General features: G+C 52.6%; 13 protein-coding genes, 1 tRNA gene and 1 pseudogene. 3 read left to right on the top strand and 12 right to left on the bottom strand.

All coding sequences use genetic code 11. From position 1 onward, the window contains the following. Positions 1 to 18 precede the first annotated feature (18 nt). The 7 genes and pseudogenes from K0T92_RS19915 to K0T92_RS19885 all read right to left on the bottom strand — a co-directional run bounded on the left by K0T92_RS19915 (position 19) and on the right by K0T92_RS19885 (position 11,168). On the bottom strand, positions 19 to 417 hold the full coding sequence (locus K0T92_RS19915; protein WP_246628294.1) for a hypothetical protein: 399 nt from the start codon (positions 415 to 417) through the stop codon (positions 19 to 21). A 514-nt stretch (positions 418 to 931) separates the two neighbouring features. Then, on the bottom strand, positions 932 to 8,233 hold the full coding sequence (locus tag K0T92_RS19910) for a CBM35 domain-containing protein (protein ID WP_219874234.1): 7,302 nt from the start codon (positions 8,231 to 8,233) through the stop codon (positions 932 to 934). Between the two features lie 720 nt (positions 8,234 to 8,953). Continuing rightward, a tRNA-Leu gene (locus K0T92_RS19905) sits at positions 8,954 to 9,037 on the bottom strand. Between the two features lie 560 nt (positions 9,038 to 9,597). Then, positions 9,598 to 9,756, bottom strand: a pseudogene (locus K0T92_RS25130) (TFIIB-type zinc ribbon-containing protein); the annotation flags it as partial. A 90-nt stretch (positions 9,757 to 9,846) separates the two neighbouring features. After that, positions 9,847 to 10,080, bottom strand: coding sequence for a hypothetical protein (locus tag K0T92_RS19895; protein ID WP_219874232.1), 234 nt, complete (start codon positions 10,078 to 10,080; stop codon positions 9,847 to 9,849). Between the two features lie 103 nt (positions 10,081 to 10,183). Further along, complete coding sequence (locus K0T92_RS19890) at positions 10,184 to 10,507, bottom strand: hypothetical protein (RefSeq protein WP_219874231.1); 324 nt, start codon at positions 10,505 to 10,507, stop codon at positions 10,184 to 10,186. Between the two features lie 91 nt (positions 10,508 to 10,598). Further along, entirely contained in the window at positions 10,599 to 11,168 is a 570-nt protein-coding gene (locus K0T92_RS19885) for a xanthine phosphoribosyltransferase (protein ID WP_219874230.1), read from the bottom strand. Positions 11,169 to 11,360: 192 nt separating this feature from the next. On the opposite strand from K0T92_RS19885, the gene K0T92_RS19880 reads away from it, so the two are divergent. Then, positions 11,361 to 12,071, top strand: coding sequence for a hypothetical protein (locus K0T92_RS19880; RefSeq protein WP_219874229.1), 711 nt, complete (start codon positions 11,361 to 11,363; stop codon positions 12,069 to 12,071). Between the two features lie 152 nt (positions 12,072 to 12,223). After that, complete coding sequence (locus tag K0T92_RS19875; RefSeq protein WP_219874228.1) at positions 12,224 to 13,264, top strand: YkvI family membrane protein; 1,041 nt, start codon at positions 12,224 to 12,226, stop codon at positions 13,262 to 13,264. A 13-nt stretch (positions 13,265 to 13,277) separates the two neighbouring features. On the opposite strand, the gene K0T92_RS19870 is transcribed toward K0T92_RS19875, so the two are convergent. The 3 genes from K0T92_RS19870 to K0T92_RS19860 are packed head-to-tail and all read right to left on the bottom strand — an operon-like array spanning position 13,278 to position 19,435. Beyond that, positions 13,278 to 16,865, bottom strand: coding sequence for an AAA family ATPase (locus tag K0T92_RS19870; protein WP_219874227.1), 3,588 nt, complete (start codon positions 16,863 to 16,865; stop codon positions 13,278 to 13,280). 1 nt (position 16,866) lies between these two features. Continuing rightward, a complete protein-coding gene (locus tag K0T92_RS19865) occupies positions 16,867 to 18,273 on the bottom strand; it encodes a metallophosphoesterase family protein (RefSeq protein WP_219874226.1) in 1,407 nt (468 codons plus the stop codon). Positions 18,274 to 18,304: 31 nt separating this feature from the next. Continuing rightward, on the bottom strand, positions 18,305 to 19,435 hold the full coding sequence (locus tag K0T92_RS19860; RefSeq protein ID WP_219874225.1) for a glycosyltransferase family 4 protein: 1,131 nt from the start codon (positions 19,433 to 19,435) through the stop codon (positions 18,305 to 18,307). Positions 19,436 to 19,592: 157 nt separating this feature from the next. Between K0T92_RS19860 and K0T92_RS19855 the strand changes: the two genes are divergently transcribed. After that, positions 19,593 to 20,792, top strand: coding sequence for a GGDEF domain-containing protein (locus K0T92_RS19855; protein ID WP_219874224.1), 1,200 nt, complete (start codon positions 19,593 to 19,595; stop codon positions 20,790 to 20,792). Positions 20,793 to 20,968: 176 nt separating this feature from the next. On the opposite strand, the gene queC is transcribed toward K0T92_RS19855, so the two are convergent. Next, entirely contained in the window at positions 20,969 to 21,670 is a 702-nt protein-coding gene (gene queC / locus K0T92_RS19850; RefSeq protein WP_219874223.1) for a 7-cyano-7-deazaguanine synthase QueC, read from the bottom strand. Between the two features lie 15 nt (positions 21,671 to 21,685). Then, positions 21,686 to 22,348, bottom strand: a complete 663-nt coding sequence (locus K0T92_RS19845; RefSeq protein ID WP_425517670.1) for a 7-carboxy-7-deazaguanine synthase QueE — start codon at positions 22,346 to 22,348, stop codon at positions 21,686 to 21,688. Positions 22,349 to 22,368 lie beyond the last annotated feature (20 nt).

The raw sequence follows: 22,368 nt of genomic DNA, 5'->3' as shown, positions 1-22,368 counted from the left end.
TAATTGCCTATGACTTTGTTACCGCCCCATGTCATCATCGGCTTCTTGCAACCCGCTGTAGGCGATGTTCTCGTGCACATCAGTACTTTGGTCGTCCACCCACGATTGCGGATTGCGAGCCCGAATAATCTCCGCCAACATGTTGATCCGTTGCTGTAATGCCCGGCAAATGGCTTCACATCGGGCTTCATCGACAAAGAGCGAACCGTTAAAGATAGCCCTTACCTCCTCCTCAATGCCTTGCAGCGCGGACAAGTCAAGCCAATCAAAGGACGTAACCAGCTTGATCTGCTCATTGTGATCCTGCTTGAATGGCTTGCAGGTCAATTTGCCGTCCGCTCGAATGAGCGCTTGCGGCTTGGCAAACCATAGCGATGACCCGCTATCGTAAATAGGTGCTGGCCCAATCCACTCCAAGGTTTCCGCACGAACGCTTCACAGGGAGAAAATCAAAAATTCCCAATTATAGCGCCCATACTGGGTGTGCAATCAGCAAAAGAGAGGCGAGGATTGATCCCCCTCTCTTTCCGTTAATCCAATCATGGTTGCATCAAAGGCACCTGTCTGCAGAGGAAACCAAAGCATAAACCGACAGTGATGCCAGCAACCACATAGTCGACCGTCTCGCCTGACACGCAAATTATCTTTAACATAGCCATTAGTATAAATACTTTTTCATATTTTCAAAAATAACAGAATAAGCGTTTGGCCACATATGAAGGCCTTCCACAGTAAACTCTGCTTTCAAATTCCCCTCAGCATCTGTCAAACCTTCATTAACGAGGCTGTGTTATTCCCCCTTATACATTGAAAAAGATGCTTCCAGTCCCACTTTTTAGTTTTTAGTGGTTTTGGAAGCATCCCTTCACATCATTCAGGACTGACTCATTAGTTATTGGACTTTTCGGACAGCCCCTTCGTACTCATAGACTTACTGTATCGTTACTTCATCTACATAAATCTTCGCCTGACCGATTGAACCGGAAGGTGTCGCAACCTGAATTCCAAATGCCTGCATGAAATTTCGCGTTGCGAGGCTGCCAATATCCAGCGTAATGGTCATAAAGCCTTTCTCATCAACCGGAGATGAAGCTGTTCCCGGATCCGAGATCGTCCAGCCCTCCCATGCCTCGCCGCTTTGCGAGAACAAATAGACATTTACGCCTTCCAAAGATGTTTCCTCATCAACCGGTACGACTTTCACTTTGGCCGTAATCGTGGAAGCGCCGGACAAGTCCATTTGTCCCATGCTGCGGATCTGGAACTGTCCCCCGCTGCTAACCAGGCTGAAATCCGCTGTGATTGAATGACTGCCCTCCGCATATACAGCGTCTGTAACTGTAACATCCGTAGCTAAGGCGGTATTATACTGATTATCGCTGTCCCTATTTACGGCAAAGCCCTGAAGTGTCTGATCTTCAAAACTGTAGACCACGGAAGAGAACGGTTCCCCAGCTCCGGAAGGGGTGAGCTTGACGTAATCGATGTTGTAATAGCCCCAGCCGCTATTGATCAGAATCGTATTCGAACCTTGAACCAGACTGACAGGAATCGCTTCTCTCTCTGTGAAAAAGCCTGAAGAGACAAGGTTTAAATCTACTTCGCTGCCACTGTTGATGACCAGTTGGGTTTTCTTGTCGCCATACGGCGAGCTGTATCCTAGCACCAAGTCATAATTCCCTGCCGTTTCAGCATCATAGGCAAGTGTAATGGAGCCGTCGCTTTTGAAGGCTACGTACCCGTCCCCGGAATATCCGCCGATCGAAGTCTCAACCGCTGTTGTTCCGGTTAAGGTCCCGCTTTCGGCCTCAATCATGTTGTTCGGATTTGTCCCGGTAACGGCAACGGCCTTGACATATTCAATCCCGTAATAACCCCAGCCTTTGGCAACACTTATAACATTTGCGCCAGCCTCAAGCTGCTGCTTGCCCAGTGAGTACTCGGCCACTTTGCCTTGGGTATCCGGGATCGTAATTTCCGAGTACACACCTCCATTTATACTTACAGATGTGCGCTTCGAACCGAATGGAATATAGTAGCCAAAGCTCAGTTCATACTCACCGCTGCTCGGAACATTCAGTGTGAAATCGGCCGTTCCGTCTTCTCCGTCAAACCAGATGTATCCATCTCCGGCATATTCGGTGTCAGGGCTGACAGGAGCCTTCTTGAGACTTGCTCCGGCACCCGTCAAGGCGGCGTCCTGGGCATATGCCATAATGCTGTCCATCTGCCCCTCACCATCTACGAACGTTGATCCTACTTCTGTGAAATACTCATTCGGCATAACAAGAGTAGCTGTGGAGGAAAGAGGGTCCGCAATCGCCTGGATATCCCCGATCCATTTGTCGAACGTCTTGCCTGCCTTGGCAGGTGCCTTGATGGTTAGCTCTTCGCCAGGCGTATGAAAACCGGATCCACTTCCGCCAAATACGGACAAATACGACACCTTGTCGGTTCTGAAAGGAGTGGCGGGCAAACCATCTTTATTATATAGATTTCCTATTGGCGAGTCATTCCAGTTGTATTTCACCATAATGGGGTCACTGACCTGCTCCGAAGAAACGACAACCGTGTCACCAACGATTTGTGCATCCGCCCAGTAATAGACGCCATCTGCACCTGCAATCGCGAACCCTTTAAGCCCGTTCAAATCTTCTGTTACCGGTACCAAATCCACCTTGACTCCTGCCATTAATCCCGATCCTGCATGATCAAAGGAAAGAATCAGTTGATCTCCTGATTTCTCCATAGACCGATAGATAGGCCCGGAGTATTCTATCGGTTTATTATAGAATTTGCCCAGCACACTAATCGCGGCGCGTTCACCAACATCTTGTTTGTTGGTTGGATGAATGTCTCCCGGCGTACCTACATCTGTCGTTATAACCAGACTCGTATGCGGATCGTTCAGCACAGTCTGAAGCTGCGCATCTCGAACAACCGGCAGACCGGGATTGCTATCGGATTGTGCAGGATTGTCAACGCTTTGAAGTGTACCGAATGCCGCAATCTGAACAATTGTAAACGGTAATTGATCATCACCAAATGTTTGCCGCCAATCCTTGATTAACGTAGGAAGCGCTTTGTAATAACGAAACTCGCCCCAATTGCTTTCGCCTTGATACCATAGTACGCCCTTCAACTTATAAGGGGCTAGTGGTGCAATCATCCCGTTATAAAGCGCTGTTGGAGATGTTGCTGTTTCTACGTTCGCCGCTCCGCTCTTAATATCCAGAGCAGCCTGAGCCAAAGAAGGCATGGACTCAAGCGTTTCATAGCTGGTCCAGTTCTCGATCTTCGTTCCGCCTACCGCAGAGAAAATAATTCCGACTGGAACACCTGTTTCCTCTGTCAGCTTCTTCGCGAAAAAATAACCTACTGCTGTAAGCTCAGGCACCGTATTCGGCGAAGCCACTTGCCATTGCTTCTGGCTTCTGATCATCGGAACCGGGTACCGGCTGGTCAACTGCGGAACGGTAAAGAACCGGATGTTCGGGTTATTCGCATTGCTGATTTCCGTTGCCGCGTTGGTAACCTGGGACACCGGAAATGCCATATTTGATTGACCGGATGCCAGATACACATCACCGAATAGAACATCCGTGAGCGTAATCGTCTCCGCTGCGCCCGTCACGATTATCGTATGAGGGTCGCCTGTTTGATTGACCCCTATCGACACTTTCCAATTTCCGTTAGAATCGGCCGTTCCCGTAAAAGCGGCCTCATCGAGCTTGACGCTTATCGCAGTTCCGGGCTCCGCCCAGCCCCAGATCGCCACTTCCTTGTCTCGCTGCAAAACCATGTTGCTGCTGAACATCGGATTGACGAGCGGCTTCCCGATATATTCAGGCAGCGCGGTATATTTCAGAATCGCGCTTACAGCATCGAATTCCGCTGTGGAGCCGATTTGACGCACATATGCTTTCCATTCATATTCTCCTGCTTCAGGGGCTGTCCATACATAGGAATGGGTTTTACTGTAGTTGTTCAAATACTCCCATTCGCCGCCTGCCTTTCTTGCCAGGAACCGGTATTCAGCCGAATTGTCAGCGAACGCATAAAGCGTTGCCGGAATATCAACTGCTCCCGAAGCTCCTCCTGCCGACTTCAAATTCACGGAGGTCACTGGCCCGTCTCCGCCGGTCAGTTGAATATAGTCGATATCCATCCAGCCCCAACTGGTCGCAATTCCGACCGTATTGGCGCCCGCTTTAAAATCATATTGTCCCAATACGGCATCCTTCCAGACGCCCGCTTCCGTAAAGTTATAATTAGCAATGGTCGTACCGTTCAGGCTGACTGTATTCACTTTGCTTCCGCCTATCGTTTTGTAGCGGATGACAACCATATACGTTCCGGCGTGCTCCAGATCGACCGGAATCTGCAGGGTGTCCCCTGAACTCTTGAAGCCTGTTACATAGCCTGTACCGGAAAAGCCGCCGCCCTCTGTGGACACGGTTGCTCCTCCGCTTAACGTGCCGCTCTCCGCTTCATATTTGACGGTATTCGGATTCTCGGGAACGACGCCGTCACGCGAAATTCGCACCTCATCGAGATAAGCCGCGGCATTGCCCGATCCGCTAAAGCTCTCGAACTTCACGCCTATCGCCTGCACCTGGCTTAAATCGGAAATTCCCGCAAGGGGCAGGGACAAGGTCGTAAACGCAGTTGAGTTCACATCATACAACCCGCTGTCCGTCCAGGTCCAGTTGGAACCCGTCTTGATGTACAGGCGAGCCTTCGCCGTTCCATTGGAAAGCTTCACCTTCGCGCTTAGCGTATCAACGGCGCTCAAATCCAAAGAAACATACTTCGTCAGCTCGAAATCCGCTCCAGCAAGGGAGAAGGCCGCGCGCAGCGCCTGGGCTCCTTCGGCTGAAGCCTCGGAAGTTACAGTCGAAGGCTCTGCGCCGGCATTATTCGTCTCGACGGCCCACCCCTCTGTATCCGTTTCAAATCCGTACAGAAGCTGAGGCTCGGCAGCCGTACCGCCGGAGCCGCTGCCTGGAACTCCGCCCGTTCCGTCATTGAACGCCTGGATGTCATCGAAATACAAGGTACCGGTTGTGCCTTCCGCCGCTGCATCCTTGTTCACATAGATGGAGAACGTCTGGATATCCTTCAGGTACTGCTTCGTAATCACTTGACCCGCATTGCCGGTATCCCAAGGAGCAGGCTTGAACTCACTGAATGGAATCGCAATCTCGCCTGCCGTCTTTCCGGCCAAGGACGGATAGGCTTCGAAGGAAATGCCGCTCATCTTGATTTGGATAACCAGCTTCTGGTTGCTGCCGTCCGGCTCATACCAGAATTTCAGCTGATTGGCTTCGGACCAGTCGGCATTGTCCATATTCTTCGATTGTCCGGTATATCCCTGAACACCCACGTTGTACGCGAACTTCAGACCATACTGGCCGCTGTTCCTATGTTCCGCATCAAGAGAGATTGTGCTCAAATCCCCTCCTGGACTATATGCATTGTCAAGCAGTTCATTGTTGCCGCTGTAATTATCGAACGTATCTACTACCAAGGTATTCGAATTGGGCAGTGTATCATTGACATATACTTGAATCGTTTGGTTAATGACGCTTCCATCCTTCGCATACGACTTGACCGTAATGGTCGTGCTCAGACCGGAAAGCGCGGCTCCCGGCGTCCAGGATGCTGTGTAATAGAAGCCACTGCTGTCGGCCGTCATCGGGCGTTCAACAGTATCGCTGCCGATCAGATAGACTACTTTCTCAGTATTCTGATGCAACACGCGAGCCCGAATAAGAGAAGCGCTTGCAGTCAGAATGGTTTCATTATTGATTGGCGTCGCGATATGCAGATAGGGTTTCTCATCGGCCGCCTTCACATCTTTCGCGTAACTGCCGGCTGCCTTTACTTTATTGATGAAGGAAGTATAAGGGTCATCGTAGTACTTTACAAAATCCGGCAGCAGTTCATGATCCCCAAGTCCGTTTAACCCATTCTTGTAGGGAACGAAGAAATTATCTGTGCCAAAATTGGCCCAGGTCAGCATATAAGCCATCTTCTTGGCATCCGGATCGGATTTTAGAGCATCCAGCAGTTTGTTAAAAAAGTGAAGATCATTGGTTCCGGACGGCCGCAGATTGGAGTAGCCGAATTCCGTCATGGCCGCTACCTTGCCTTTGGAATCAGCCAGCCTGGAGACCAGCTTGGCATCCTGTACAGAGCCGATGAACCAGCCTTCCGCATTACCGTTGTAGTAATTGTCAAAGCCCAGAATATCCACATATTCATCTCCCGGGTAAGTCTCGAGATAGGTGGCTTCTGAATTGTTGAACGAACTGTTCGGCGAGAAGGCATACAGGAAATTGCGGACATCCTTGACATCCCGCAGATACTCTACGGTGTACCGGTACAGCTCAATGTACTGCTCCTTGGTTCTGTAAGGGGCTCCCCACCAGAACCAGCCTCCGTTCTGCTCGTGGAACGGACGGAAGATGACGGGAATCGGTTTACCTTTATCATCCTTCAGGTTATTCGCAAAGTCCGCAATCATATCCAGGAACTGATTGTACGCCTCATGCTTGTCCCCGCCTGGAAGGATGTGGGACACAACTTTTCCCTTGGTGTCATTGAAGCTGCCTCCTGTGACGAAATTCGGCATATGGGCGCTTAGGGTTAGTACTCCGCCTTCGTCATATGCCTTCTTCATCACAGCGATCAGATTATCCCGATTCTGCTGCTTGGCGTTCAGACCTACGCCCGGCTTCTCTTTCCCCTCCAGACTCAGCGTGTCCCAGCCGAATAATCCCGGTAGTTCGCCGACCGCATTCAACACATCGGATTGCGTGCCGTCCTTGGCTGTGATGGAGAATCCCTCTGTTGTAGCATGCTGATGACCAAACAATACCTGTTTTCCCCGGACTTCATTCAGGTATTGAAACAACGATCTGGTTTCCGCCGTAGCATTCCTGTCTACCAGATCAATCGTTTTTTCGGCTGGATTGTCTGGATTATCTGAGTTGCCTGGGTTGCCTGAGTTGCCTGGATTTCCTGGGTTGCCTGGGTTGCCAGAACCGCCAGAACCACTTGATCCGCTTGTTCCGTTCCCTGTCGTACCCACAACCTCTAACTTATCTTGTTTAAGAACATAACTCGTATTTTGGGTGAGCAATTGTCCGTTAACCGTCACACCATCAGCTAACACGGTAATTTCAGAGATCGTATCTGCTCCCTGAATGTTCGTCCCAGCTCCGCCGTTGTTAATCGTCAAATGATTCACTGCGGAGCCGCCATTGAATACTAGAATCGCAGGAGAATTCACTGTAATATTCTCAACGTGCGACTTCTTAGACAATACGATACGAATTTTGCCTTCAGGACGCTGAACCACAAGCTCTCCTAAAGTAGTCTGATTCACATGAATAGAGTTCTCGCCACCGCCAGCTACGTATGTCGCGCCCTTGATGTGCGAATTCTCCAGCGTTGCGTCACCGTCTCCTATCCCGGCAGACAGATACAGATTGCCTGAAATATCTGAATCCTTCAGCGTTACTCCATTTGTACTGATAACGGCATGATTACTGATCTTTCCACCATTATAAACACCTTCAGAGGCGTACAACTCGGAAACTAAGGTGTCAAATACCTTAACCACCTCTGCTCTGGAAATGGATTTAGCCGGCTTAAACGATCCGTCGGGATAACCTTTCACAATACCGCTTAGAGCAGCAATGGCTTCACGTGCGTATGGACGAATGGCATTATAATCAGAAAAAGTTTGGGATGCCCCGTCTCCCTGGGACTTCAAATAAAACGCTTTCATAATTAGCGTTACTGCATCCTGTCTGGACACAGATGTAGTTGCCTTGGCCAGATTGCCGGGGTACCCTTCGTAGTATCCGGCTTCTTTGGCTATTGACAGCGCGTTGCTGTACCAGGCATCTTGGGGTACATCGGCAAATGATTGCCCGGCAACCCGGGTATACCCAAAGATTCGATTGATCATCGTTGCGAGTTCTGCTCTTGTTACCTGCTGATTTGGACGAAAAGAACCATCTTCGTACCCTTTCACCATCCCAAGATGAGTCCACTTGTCGATGCTGGACTGGGCCCAATGCTGAGATTGCGCAGTCTGGTTAACAGAAACCGCAGAAGAAGCTCCCGTCAAGGAATCGGCACTCACGATACCTTGTAAGATTGTTGAGAACACCAATATCATGATCAGAAAAAAAATCGTACCCTTTTTTACCGATTTCATTTTATCCCTCCAGAAATAAGAATGTAGTCTTACTGTTACTATTACTGATGAATAATAATAACTGCTTGAACAGCACCTCCCTTAAAGTGAAACCAGGTTCAGGATAAATCTTATGGATTGGATTTAGCGGCTTTGCCCAGTTGCTTGTCCGTTATTGCCGGTGTTAGCTCCCGTAATAGTAGCCTCATTCTTATTCATTTTGTTTTCTCACTTTCTAATCCCTTTCATTATTAAGTTATCGATAAATTACAAAACCATACTATACTGAATGCGCTTACATGTCAATATTTCATTAATGATTTTTATTTTATTAACTTTCTTATTCATTAATTATTACTTTATATTTAAGTTATTGTTAACTTGTTCACTTGTTAAGTATTCCAGAAAGAAGTAAATCAGAATGGTAATCAGTAAATGAAAGCAGCTTTCGCTTCCACTCGGCAAGCTGGCCTTATTCCGTTACCGTCATAAATCATCGGCAATATTCATAAAAAAATAACCCCTCGAATTATTTCGAAGAGTTTGTTTGTAATTTTGCGCATTTTATTTGTTACTTTTACATTGGGGGAACACAACTGAGTTGAGCTTGCGAAAACCGGTACATCAGTCACCGTTTCATTTCGATAAAATTTTCGAATTTTCGTGTCTCGTCATTCAAATTTATGGCTTAAAATAACAAAAAACCTTCAGAATATCTGAAGGCCATCGTTTTAAGTATGATGCGGTCGAGAGGACTCGAACCTCCACGTCATTGCTGACACTAGAACCTGAATCTAGCGCGTCTGCCAATTCCGCCACGACCGCAAAATGTAAGGGTTGGATTCGCAATCAGTAGTACCATCGCTGAATCACGTTTATTATCTTATCACCGGGGCATGGCTAAGTCAAGGAGTGGCGCCGAAGTTCTAATTTTCAAACAATAAGACCATTAAAAGAGCCTCTTCAGCGCAGTCCCGATTGTTCATCAAGCAGCGCCAACAGAGGCTGTATTATTGTTATTCGAACAGATCTCCCAATACGTCGAACATCGTTTTCTTCTTCTTATAAGGATGACCATATTTGTTGTAATGAATTTCATGGCTATGCTTGGAATGACTGCCATAGCCCTGCTGCTGGCTTCCGTACTGTCCATTAGGCGGCGGTACTTGACCGTACCCGCCTTGCGGAGGTGGAACCTGCCCATAGCCTTGCCCTTGGGCTGGCTGTGAATTGCCGTACACACCCGGCTGACCCGGCTGGAACGGAGGATTGACATAGCCGCCGGAGGAGCCTTGCTGTCCATAGCCCTGCCCCTGTATTGGCGCTTGTCCCGGATTCGGCATGCCGCCCTGAGGAGCCGGAGCCCCGTTCACGCGCTGATTGAGCTGGTCATAATCACTCTGCAGCTCACGGATTCCCTGCAGGAGCTTGTCCAGCTCGCCGCGATCAAGCCAAACCCCCTTGCAATCCGGGCAAACATCGATCATAACACCATTCTTCTCCACTTCTCTCATTCGTACGCTTTCACATATCGGACATTTCATTACGAGGGCCTCCATTCAATGGCAGCGCTGCTGCGCCAAATGATATTTTGCACAATTATTTGTACGGTGTCAGCCGAGCTATTGTTTCAATTATGTATCGGACAGATCCTTATCCAGCACATTGCTTCTTGGCTGGGATGCCGGTTCGAACAAGTAGCCTCGGCTAACCTTGACGACCCTGCGGTTCGCTTTGCGAATGACTACACTCTCTGCATCCCACGCTACGACAATCCCGATGATATCATTGGACTCGAGCGCATCCCGCACGACTCTTACCTGGCTCCCGGCTACACGGAATTCGTCCAGCTGCCCTTCCGTTATCATGTTCAACCGCCTCTTTCCATACACAAAGTTCAGCCTGCATATACAAAGGACCTCAATGCAGATGCAGCATTCATTGAGGTCCTAACCGGCACATATTCAGCTGTTAGCTTACTTGCTCCTTGGAATCAGTGGTCTCATACCATTCATCCAACACACGGGATGACATCACACGGCTCGTAATGTACTCTGCCTGCTTGGTTGAGAAATGCTCCTGCCAGCCAATCTCCAGCTCGTTGCAGAGCTTGACAATCGTCAGCAATTCAGACCAGGCGACATACCGTTTATACCAGAAAAATTGCGGATGCTCGATCATATACGGATACAAGTCATCGAACTCGGTATGCTTACAATCGAGCGCACGCTCGAAGTGAATTTTGGCATCGGACAGTTTCGTTTGCAGAAAATCTGTAGAAGAAAGTTTCCCCATCTTAATGTGCCTCCCCTCGGTCACTTACAAACATTATAAGACAAATTTTGAATGTCGAAAAGGTGCTGATTCTGGAATAAGATGTAGAATTTTATTCGAACGTAATGTTGCCGCCTTCCAAGGAAGAAATTTTTACAAGCGATTCCACGATAATGCCCTGCTCGCGAATCGTTCTGGCGCCTGCCTGGAATGATTTCTCAACTACTATGCCAAGGCCTGCCAACTTTGCCCCCGAGCGTTCGATAATTTTAATAAGTCCTCGTGCTGCATCACCGTTGGCAATAATATCATCGATGAACAGCACCTTGTCCTCTGGCGTCAGGAACTGGCGGGAAACCATAATATCCGTAACAATTCCCTTCGTAAAGGATGGCACGCGCTCGCAAAGCGCATCCGGATCAGCGATCAACGTTTTTTTGCGGCGGGCGAATACAAGCGGCACACCAAGTGCAAGTGCAGTTGTAAATGCTGCCGGAATGCCGGATGATTCCACCGTAATGACCTTGGTAATCTCATGCTCGGCGAACCTGCGGGCGAATTCATTGCCCATCTCCATCATAAGCTTGGGATCAACCTGATGATTAATAAGTGCGTCGAGTTTCAACACATCATTGTTAATGACGGAAGCATCCCGCAATATGCGTTCTTTTAACAATTCCACCCTATTTCCTCCAAACGAAAAGCTTTTTCCGTTAACGTACCATAAGGTAGTGCCGGTTCGCAACCTAAGACTTATTAATACAATAAATTCCAAGCGAAACGTTTGCAACTTTTTTCCATGGGCTGCGTCTAATTAAGTAATGGTTACGCAAAAGTCACAGCAATGCCAACTAGCAGGAGGTGTCATGACCGAATGAAACAAGCAACTGCAAGTATAGCGGCTCGTTCAGCCGCAATCGCCCTATTTACGATCATCATCGCAGGCTGTCAGACGGAAACCGACTTAACTGTTCAGGCAGGCAATTCAGGAGTTAGCCAATCAGGCGTCGCCAAGACGACCGACAGTCCACAAAAAATTTATAATAACAATCCGGATGCCAACCATACGAATCCGGTCGTTAATACAATTGTAGAGGACGGTATATCCGACGCGCCTACTGCCCGGACGGAGTCATCCGCAGCCAAGAATAATCCCCCAGCTGTGAAGACCGAGAAGACCGAGAACAAATGGGATTCCAGCAAGCCGCAGCTTCACGGGATTGGAATAGGCGATCAGCTGGCAGCAGCGGAACGCAAGCTCGGCAAGCCCATCGACAAGTACTCCTTCGAGGATGAGAGCGAGACATTGACTGTTCATGAATATAAAGGCTTCTCCGTCGGGTACGGCAAAGACAAAGTCGTGCGGTTCATCGAAGTATTCGATAGCGAGACCGTCACTGACTTGAACGGGCTTCGTATCGGCGATGATGAGAGTGCGGCTATCAAGGCGCTTGGCAAGCCGGATACACATACGACAACCGTTCTGTCCTACAAGGCGGCTGGAGCGCTGCTCAAGCTGGACATGGATCCTGAGCGCAATGAGATTATTTCCATCAAGCTTTTCTCCCAGACCGCCCCGGCATAAGACAGACAGCTTGTCTACTATTATGGGTATGCGCACAGGAACCTCCTATTCCACTGTCCTGCAGTGAGATTGGAGGTTTATTTGTTGTCATGCCTGTCCTCCATCGGACATACCTTCTATAAGAGGCAAGTCCGAAAGGCAGGTCAATTCCGATGAAAAGATTCGTTAAAGTGCTGCAGATCGCATCTACGTATATGGGTACGATTGTTGGCGCTGGTTTCGCGACCGGCCAAGAGATTTTGCAATTTTTCACCCGTTTTGGCTATTTGGGCGCTCTGACCATCCTTCTGGCAACGGCATTGTTTATTTGGCTTGGCTCCAAGATGATGCTCATCGCATGCGACATATCAGCCAGATCGTATGAGGATGTGAACAAAGCGCTGTTCGGCCCGCGCAATGGGCGATGGGTCAGCCATTTTATGCTGATCGTCCTGTTCGGCGTCAACGCGGTTATGCTTGCTGGCGCTGGCTCGATTTTTTCCGAGCATTGGAATATGTCCTATCAGCTTGGACTGATCATTACGATTATCGCCTGCTTCTTCCTTGTCCGCAAAGGAATGGGCGCAATTCTGGCCGTCAATTCAATCGTCGTTCCGATCATGCTGTTATTCACCATCGTTATTATTATCGATACTGTCAGAACGCCTGGCGCGAACAGATGGATGATGCTCGAAAGCGATTATTCGCTGTTTGCCATATGGGCTTCGCCATTCCTGTATGCGGCATTCAACCTGTCGATGTCACAAGCCGTACTCGTCCCGCTCGGCGCCCAGATCGGCGACCGCAAGACGATCATCTGGGGCTCATGGGTTGGCGGCATCGGCATCGGCTTCATGCTGCTTGCCAGCCATATTGCCTTGTCCGTCTACATGCCCGGCATTCAGCAATTCGCCATTCCGATGGGCGGCATCGCCCGCGAAGTCGGCTACGGCGTACAGATTTTTTATGTATTTCTTATTTTTTCGGAAATTTTCACTACGCTGATTGCTGATGTATACGGGCTTTCCCTGCAGCTGGAGGAACGATTCTCCCTGTCGCGCACATCGCTCACGATTATTGTGCTGCTGCTCTGCTACTTCGCCAGCCAAATCGGCTTTGGCCCGCTGCTGTCCACCCTTTATCCGCTGTTCGGCATTATTAGCCTTGGCTGGCTCATTCTGCTTATCCGGCATAAGCCGCCTCTGGGACGGTGAATGGCCCGCATATTCAGTCCAGACTGCAAAGACCCGCGCCCGGAAGTTTCTCCAGCAATAAATCACGTATATGCTCATGACAGGTAAGCAGCACAAGCTGGCGCCGCTGGGCAAGTTCGGCAAGCACCTCCATCACCGCTTCCAGGCGCGGCCGGTCGAAATTCACGAAGAGATCATCCAGAATCATCGGCAAATTAGCAGAAGCTGCCGCTTCGTCCGCCAAGGCGAAGCGCATAGCCAGATAGAGCTGTTCAGCAGCTCCTCTGCTAAGAAACTTGCTGTCCACAGTCGCTCCATGGGCCAGCTCAAGCCTTATCATCCCCTCGCCCTCTGGAACCGCAATCCGTATATATTTGCCCCCGGACATGATTGCCATGAATCGCGAAGCTTCACGAAGCACTGCGGGCTGCCGCTGCTCTTCCATTATCCGCTTCGTCCGGCGTATCATCGTCATGCTGTAAGACAGCACCGCGTAGCGTGATATAAGCTGCTCCAGCGCCGCTGATGTTTGCTCCCGTTCGGCAACGAGCCGCTGGCGGTCACTCTGCTGCAGCATCGCTTCCAGCGCTTGCCGCTGGCGGCCGATCGTTTCGATCCAGCCCGTCCTGGTTTCCTCCGCCTGCATCAAATGCTGCCGCGCTTCCTCCCGCATCTGCTCCAAACCCGCATAGTCAATCTCCCCATACCATGCCTCCAGCTGGATGCGCTGCTGCTCCGTCATTCCAGCGGTTAATTCGGCATCAAGCCTGTAGCATTCCGTTTGGATCGCATGCAGCCGCTCGGATTCCGCTATTGCATCCAGCCAGCCCGATTCATCACTGACCCCGGCTTGCCCGAACCACTCCAGACGCTGCTGCTCCAATCGGATCCAGGCCGCATTCAATTCGTCAATGCGCATCGCATGCTCATCGATGCGTGCTTGCAGCTCATTGCCTCGCTGCCTTGCTTCCGCGCTTTTGCGGGCTTCGGCTTGCAGCAGACGAAGCGATACCGCTTCGTCAGGGCCCGCCGCGCCTGAGACGTACGCGAACGCTGCGCACAGCTTGCCTGCGGCCGCTTCGAAGACTGCCAGCTGGGACGCAATCGCAGCCAGCTTGTCCGCGATCCGGTCACGCGCCTGCAGACGCTGCATGCCCTGCTCCGCCAGGTCGAACGTCTCCAGCGCCGCTTCTGGAGAGAGGGTTGCCGGCAGCAAGCGCGCATTCAACCAATCGCGCCACCGCGCCGCAGCTGTCTCGGCGCTGGCCGCGGCAGCAGCAGCGGCGGCAAGCGCCGCTTCCTGCTGCGCACGCAGCCTTGACAGCGTGCGCGATTGCTCTTGGCGCCGCTCGGCGACACGCTCGGTGGCGTGCAGCGCGTCCAGCCGCGCATCGATTGCTGCGCTCAGCTGCTCCCGCGAAGCGGCTGGGGCACTGGAATGCGCCTGTCGGGCGCTTTCCGGTGCGGCAGTGCGATGCAAGCGGCCGGGCTCATCGGCCGCTATGGCGTGCTCCTGCGCCGCCCGCCGGAGGGCAGCGGCTGCGGCTGGAGCTTGCTCGCTCGCGGCGGGGAGGGCAGCAGCCTCCCTTGCTGCTGCCGCTTCTCGCGCGTGGACGCGAGCGGGATCGTTGTGCGGCGCCGTTGCCGCGCCGCTGCCTTGTTGGGCGGCGGCAGCTGTGCGGCCGCCCACGGCTTGAGGCAGCGGCCCGGCATTCGCCGCTGCCCCGGCACTTGCCAGCAGCGCGGCAAGCGCAGCCTCCGGCTCGCGCACGAGCGCGCCGAGCGCAGCCGCAACGCGGCGCTCTGCGGCGGCTAGCCGCGCTTTTGCAGCGGCGGCATGCCCCGCCGCCGCTGCTGCGCCTGTGGCGCCGCTGGCTCCGCGCCGCGGCGCATGGGCGCGTCGGCGGCCGCGTGCAGCGCCGCTCGGCCGCGCAGGGCGCGCTGCACGCGCACGCAGCAGCGCAGCTGCCGCCAGCGCGAGCGCGGCAGTGCCTGCGGCGGCTGCTGCGGCCCCCCAGCCGCCTGCCAGAAGCCCAGCGGCCGCCGCCGCAAGTGCTACGGCGGCCGCCCACAGCACCGCTCCGCTTCGTCCCTCCAGGACGTCTTCTTCGCTCTCGCCGAACCCCTCATGCTGGGAGCGCACCTGCTCCAGCTCCCATTCCCGCCATGCGTCCTCGAATGCGCGAGCCGCATGGCGCAGCTCATTCGCCGTTGCAGGCAGCAGCACGATCCCTATTCTCTCGTCTGCCCCTTTCTCGCCGATAATTGAAGACACCGAGCCTTCATAGGCGGCGAGCTGTAGCCTTGTCTCCTGAATCCCGTCCTCCAATGCGCGCAGTTCGGCTGCAATCCGCTCCTGTTCTCTGCTGGCATCCCCAAGCGAAGATCGGGCTTGGCGTATCGCCTCCCGTTCCGCTACAGTGACATTCAGAGCGCCTAACTCGGCTTCCCCCCAATTCGGGGCGATCCGGGAAAGCAGCCTGCCTAGCGACTCGCGCTGCTCCCTAAGCTCAGCCTCCAGATCCCGCTTCTGGAATCGGAGCGCCTGTATATTCTCGGCAGATAACAGCAGCGCTTCAATTTCCGCAGCCGCAGCGAGCAATCCTTCATCGAGCGCCAATGAAGCAAGTGCTTGCTCGTCCCGCGCCAAAAGCAGCCTGAACCGTTCCCGTTCTTCCAGCAGCCGATCCCGCTCCGCAGCATGGGCTTCCCAGCGGCTGCGGGCATCTTGTGAGACATGCCCCTTTAACCGCAAATCGGCTTTCTCACGCAGCAAAGCCGCACGCTCCACCCACAATGGCCGAAGCTCGCAAGCCCGTGCCAGCAGCGAATAGCGCTCGCGAAGCGCGGGCAGCTCCTCCTCTGTCACTCTCAAGCTTGTCTCGGCCTGAAGCAGCGCATCCGTCCGTTCATTGTACCCGGATATGCCGTCCTCCAATTGACGGAGTGCGGCCTCCGTCTGCTCCAATGCTTTGATCAGCTTGTTCATCTGCTGATTGACCCCTCTGGGCCGGAACAGCTCGTCCATCTGACCACCGAGAAGCTTCTCCGTTCTGGCAATCGCTCCGCCACCGCTCCATCCGGCATGATAAAGCTGTTTGCCCAGCTCATCGCCCTCCAGCATTCCGATCGCCTGAAGCTCTGTCAACGTAATGGCAAACAGTTCGCGGAATACCCGTTCATTGACACCGCCCAGGTAAAGCCGTTCCCACACTGCCTGCGTCAGCACCTCACTCGATATTCCGCCTAGCCTGCCTGCTCCAAGCGGGTCTCCTGCAAGCCTCCCGCTTGCATCTCCGTTCCGATCATCACCAGCAGTGCCGCCAACAGCCCTTATCGTCACCTTGCCAGCAGCGCTGGCATAGCGTTCTACGACATATTCAATGCCGGAATCATCACGAAAAAACAACCGTCCGCCGTGGCGGCCGCCTGCTGCAGGCTCCAGTCGATCCACCGGATTCGCCCTTGAAGCGAAGCCGTACAGCATCGTTCGAATAAAGGCTTGGGTTGTGCTTTTGCCTGCTTCGTTCGGTCCATATATAACTGTAACCGGAGCGTCCAGATCCAACCGCGTATCATACAGCTTGCCGAAGCCGTCCGCATGCAGCCCGATCCATCTCATATTAACCCTCCCCTCTCGTTGAAGGCTCGCGCAGCACCGTCATTTCCTTGTCATCCTCCGTTAACAGAGCGGCGGCTAATTCACGCGCTTGTAACAGCCACTTGCTCGTGTCGACGTCCATACGCTCGCGGATATGCTTGCGCAATCGCGGATTGGCCAGCAGCGGCGCCAAAGCCTCCTCCTCCAGACTCAACCGCTCCTCCCCATCACCCTCAAGCGCCATGCTTAAACGCAGCAGCTCTCCGGCGAAGCTATCCTCGCGGGCCAGCGCGTCAATATCAAGCTCGGCGCCAGTCTCGGCATCAATCGTATGAATCCAGCACCAGGGTCGCTCCTGCTCTTCTTGCGTGCCAAGCGCCGTCTCCTGTCCTCTTCCCGCAGCTCCATAAATGCCGTCGTCACGAGTCTCCCCTAAAGGCTCGTTATCGTTCAGCCTCTCTCGCAACCCTTCCCGCAGCTGTCCCAGAAAGGCAGCGTCAACAAGCCTCTTATGCATGACTCCCCGTCCGACCAGCTTAATGCTGAGCATGACCGGACGGCCTCCGCTTCTTGCCCTCATGAGCACAGCCGCTTCCCGTTCGATCGCATCGAGCAAGGCTTGCTCTGTAAGAAATCCTGCAATAGAAACCTCCATCTCCTCCCAGCGGATCGTATCAAGCGCCGCGAAGGTTAGCGTAGTTTCCCTTGTATCGGATACATCGACGATATAGCAGCCCTTCGCTCCACGCTCGCGGGAATGCCTGCCCTGCGTATTGCCTGCATAGACAATATGCGGATAAGTATGGAGCACTCTGCGGTTATGTACATGCCCGAGCGCCCAGTATTGGAACCCGGCTCCCGCAAGCTGTGCCAGCGAGCAAGGCGCATAGGGATCATGAGCGCCGTCTCCATCCACATTGCCGTGCAGCATTGCGATATGATAGGGCCCGTCCGATCTCGGCTTGTAACGGGAAGCCAGGTTCTCCGTTACCGCCCTCGCACCATAGGATATGCCGTATATGTATGCAGCCACTTCCCCATTCTTCCCGTAAGCGGGCACGCATTCGACATCCTGTGAGCCAAAGATCTTCACAGAATCCGGCCATGCCAGTTTCGCTCTCGCTCCTGCAAGATGATCATGATTCCCATGAATGACAAACAGCTGCACACCAGCGGCATGCAGCTTCCTCCATTCCCGTTGAAGCGCCAGCTGCGCACGCAGCGAACGATCAGCGGAATCATATAAATCACCGGCTATAATAACAAAATCCGCCTTGCTGGCAATCGCCGTCTCCGTCAATCGGCGAACCGCCGCAAACGTTGAAGACATCAGTGCGTCACGAACATGCGGCGGAGCCTCCGATAGGCCCCGAAACGGACTGTCTACATGCAGGTCAGCCGCATGAATGAAGCGAAATCCAGCTCCCATGTCGTATTCCTCCTGTTATTAAGCCGCCGCATTACGCCTTAACCTCCGTGTATACCTGCTTCAGCTGAGAGATAACGCGGCTCAGCGAGTATACCTTCTTCGCCTTGTTCCATGCCGCTCTCGCCAAATTGTAGCGATAGGTTGGATCTGTTACAACGGTCTCCAGCGCGTCGCACAGCGCAGCCGGATTCTCCGGCGGCACCAGCAGCCCATTTACACCGTTGTCAATCTGCTCCGATATCCCCCCGACATCGGTGCCAACAAGCGCAAGCCAGCACAGCGCCGCTTCCGCGAACACCGAACCGAATGCCTCCGCTCTGGAAGGCAGCACGAAGATATCAAAGAAGGGCATGAATTCTTCCGGATGCAGCATATACCCGTAAAAAATGATGTCATCATACAGATCCAGCGAGACTGCAAGCTGCTCCAGCTCTGTGCGGATCGGCCCGTCTCCAATGATATGGAGGACGAACGCATGCCCGCGGCGCTTAAGCTCGGCACATGCATGCAGCAGCACATCAAGCCCCTTGGCAGGCACGAGACGGCAAACCGTAATTAGCTGAATCACTTCATTCTCGTGGGAAATCGGCTTGAACCGCTTCTCGTCGAAGCCGTTCGGTATTACCGTAACCGCTTGAGGCTGCTCCATATAAGGGGTCAAATAATGCCGGAATGACTCCGATACCGTCAAGATACGGTCACATGCCTCTTCCATCTCTCTATAGAGCGAGGTTAGAAAACGATGCTCCTGGCCGCCTTCGGAAATTTTCGCATTCAGAATCAATTCCCGCTCATAGCTGGAATGAATCGTCATCACAAGCGGCGTATCGGGAAACAGCCGCTTCATCACAAGCGCGGGGATGGGATGATGCGCATGAATCAGATCATAGGACTTTCCCGTCCCCATTCGCAGCTTGGTCCACCATATATAATCGCGGAATGTTTGCAAATATTTATCGATGACCGCATTTCCCTCGAACTCTTGGACATCAAAGGTATGAAAGGCCATATCCTCCTGTCCCTTGCCTCTTACACGCTTGGGAAGGGAGAACAATTCCATCGGCCATCCTATTTTATTGAATCGCTCTTGTATATACGGAATCATAGAAGAGACGCCACCTGGCTGTTCCGGCGGGAAAAACAACGCTTGTAATATATTCAAAGCACGGCCTCCTAAAGCATTCTCGTAACGAATGCGGCTTGGTAACGTTAACCTTTTCCACTTGCCAGAAACATGATATACTAGAACATATGTTTCTGTAAAGCGACACTGTCCGTTCAATGAAACTGGCAATCTACTACTCATAGGTGGTCGAAACATGACAATTGTACAATGGCTGGCCGGTCCGACCGGACAAATATTCGCATCCGCTTCCGTAATTACGATCCTTGTACTTATGCTGTTTATGTCAATCCGGCTGTACAAGAGCTATCGCAGAAACAAACTCTACCGTTTGCTTATCATCGTGCTGCCCATTGTCATCGTGCAGCAGGGAGCGCTTGTAAGTACTGCATTCCCGGGATTGTCCCGTTCTCCGTACTTGCACCTGTTTTATTCCATAGCGGCGCTGCTTACCTTTATTATTATAAACTTTGTATTCATGAAATTGTATACTCAGCCCTCAACAAGATTGAAGGGCATGCCGTTTCTTATTATGGCTGTCGGCGTCTTCGCTGTCGCCGGCGGGCAGCTCTGGTTCATGCCGGAATTGCTTCAGCAGCCTGCCGGGAGCGACGGCTTGCCGCTGCTTGCCCTTGATTTCTACGGATTAGTACTCAATTTCGCGATTCTGTTGAACCTGCGCGGAATGGATCAGCGCTTCAGCTACTCCGCCAGTCTCGTAGTCTATTTTGTCTATCAGTTGTCCGATTTGACTGACGCTTACGTCTTTCACGGCCAGGTGCCGATGCTTGTCATTCTCAGCCACCTGCTCCCGCTTATCTATTATACGCTGCTGTTCCTGCTCCTGTTCGAGTGGGTCATTGAACGGCTGCTTACTACCTTTCAATCATCGATTACGGATGGATTGACCAGCCTGTACAACCGTCGGCATTTCCACAAGAAGGCCGAGAGCATGCTGCGCGAATACAAGCGAATCGCTATTATCTTCTGTGATATCGACAACTTCAAGAAGCTTAATGATACGCAGGGCCACCACAAAGCCGACGGCGTGCTCAAGCAGGTGGCCGAGATTATGAAAGAAGAGACGGCCGGAATCGGCGCCGCCGGCAGGTATGGCGGCGAGGAGCTGCTTGCCCTCATTGCTGCCCCGGGCATCAAGCCGGAGGAAGTAGCCGAGACGATACGGAGGCGCGTTGAGCATGAGACGATGGTCACGATCAGTGTAGGCGTCAGCGCATCACGCGAAGGGATTTCCGTTGAAGAGATCGTCAAGCAGGCCGACGAGGCCATGTACATGTCCAAGACAACGGGCAAGAACAAGGTTTCCCTTCATCCGGCCATGCAGCGAAGCCGCAGCCGCTCCAGCGATAATGCCAAGCGCAATGCGCCAGCCTAATGGCATCCGCCCATCCGCATGATGCGCATCATGCGCTGTACAGCGAAACAACGCCCCTCAGCGAGCGGTGCTTCGCTGCATGACGGCGTTCGGTCCGGCAATATCGTCTTTCTGCCGCAACGAAAGAGGGTTGTTCCTGACGGCCGTATACAGGCCATTGGAACAACCCTCTCTTGTTAGCTTTTATAAGTGATGGGATCCTTCATGCCAGCTTGCTCAAAGCCCTTCAACCGCAATCGGCAGCTCTCGCATTCACCGCATGCCTCCTCTTCGCCATTATAGCAGGAGGTTGTCAGACTATACGGCACATCCATCCGGATGCCCTCGCGGATAATTTGTGCTTTTGTCAGCATAATTAAAGGTGTCTCAATGGCAATTGGCTTGCCTTCAACCCCGACCTTGGTCGCCAGGGCCACTACTTCTTCCACCTTGGCAATGAATTCAGGACGGCAGTCCGGATAACCGCTGTAATCCAGCGCATTAACGCCTATGTAGATCGCTTCTGCGCCGACCGTTTCCGCGAACGAGGTCGCGATCGACAAGAACAACAGGTTCCTCCCCGGCACATACGTAACCGGAATCTCGCCTTCCTGTCCAGCCTCCTCACTTCCAGTACGAGGCACCGCGATGGAATCATCCGTCAAGGCACTGCCGCCAAAATCACGCAGAAATCCCAGAGAAATAATCCTGAATCGTTCCTGAACCCCATAATGCTGTGCGACGCTGCGTGCATGATTCAATTCGATGCGATGCCGCTGTCCATAGTCGAACGTAATCGGATAAAGCTCGTAACCCGCTTCCTTGGCAAATCCCATGCAGGTTGTGCTGTCTAGTCCGCCGCTCAGAATAACGACCGCTTTTTTTGATTCTACTCTCATTCTCCCTGCTCCTGTCTATACGCCCCGCTTAGCCGGGTCCCATATGATTTTGTGCAGCTGCATATTCAGCTTGACACCCGATAAGCCGCTCGCCAGCATCTTCTCTACAAGCCTCGCCGGAGGCATTGTCTCCCATACAGGGCTGAACATCGGAAGCGCGGCTGTTGGATACTGTCTCAGCGTCTCCACCGCCGCTTCGAAATCACGATCAGTCGCAATAACGAATTTCACTTCATCCTGCGGGCGCAGCACTGCGAAGTTGCTATGGATCATCGCTGCGTTCTCTCCCGAGTCGGGCAGCTTGTAGTCCATAATGTACCGCGCCTTGCGGGATGAGACCCGTGCCAGGAACGGAGCAAGCTCTATCGCGCCATTGGTCTCCACATGCACATCGACAATACGATCTATACCGCACAGCGCCTCCAGCAATGCGGCGGAGCGGTTCCCATATAAAAGCGGCTCTCCGCCCGTCATACATATATGGGCTGCCCCATACTTCTCCTCTACTTGCCCCACAATATCGCCGATTGACATCGTAAACTCCGACTTTGCCGGCGGGTAGCTGTACTTCGTATCGCACCAGACACAACGAAGATTGCAGCCGAACAAACGCACAAAAACGGTCGGAAAACCGGCACGCGTGCCTTCGCCTTCGACCGTTTCGAATATTTCAACCATAGGAAGAACAATCGACAGCG

Origin of the sequence: Paenibacillus oenotherae, assembly GCF_019443105.1 — a bacterium.
Classification (GTDB): domain Bacteria; phylum Bacillota; class Bacilli; order Paenibacillales; family Paenibacillaceae; genus Paenibacillus_Z; species Paenibacillus_Z oenotherae.
Note: the sequence above shows the minus strand (reverse complement) of the source record. Positions and strands in the feature narration are given on the sequence as shown.

Bases quoted from the DNA above. Each gene is read 5' to 3' on its own strand.
- K0T92_RS19910 (WP_219874234.1), bottom strand. From the start codon at position 8,233: ATGAAATCGGTAAAAAAGGGTACGATTTTTTTTCTGATCATGATATTG.
- K0T92_RS19895 (WP_219874232.1), bottom strand. From the start codon at position 10,080: ATGATAACGGAAGGGCAGCTGGACGAATTCCGTGTAGCCGGGAGCCAG.
- K0T92_RS19890 (WP_219874231.1), bottom strand. From the start codon at position 10,507: ATGGGGAAACTTTCTTCTACAGATTTTCTGCAAACGAAACTGTCCGAT.
- K0T92_RS19880 (WP_219874229.1), top strand. From the start codon at position 11,361: ATGAAACAAGCAACTGCAAGTATAGCGGCTCGTTCAGCCGCAATCGCC.
- K0T92_RS19875 (WP_219874228.1), top strand. From the start codon at position 12,224: ATGAAAAGATTCGTTAAAGTGCTGCAGATCGCATCTACGTATATGGGT.
- K0T92_RS19870 (WP_219874227.1), bottom strand. From the start codon at position 16,865: ATGAGATGGATCGGGCTGCATGCGGACGGCTTCGGCAAGCTGTATGAT.
- K0T92_RS19865 (WP_219874226.1), bottom strand. From the start codon at position 18,273: ATGGGAGCTGGATTTCGCTTCATTCATGCGGCTGACCTGCATGTAGAC.
- K0T92_RS19855 (WP_219874224.1), top strand. From the start codon at position 19,593: ATGACAATTGTACAATGGCTGGCCGGTCCGACCGGACAAATATTCGCA.
- queC (WP_219874223.1), bottom strand. From the start codon at position 21,670: ATGAGAGTAGAATCAAAAAAAGCGGTCGTTATTCTGAGCGGCGGACTA.
- K0T92_RS19845 (WP_425517670.1), bottom strand. From the start codon at position 22,348: ATGGTTGAAATATTCGAAACGGTCGAAGGCGAAGGCACGCGTGCCGGT.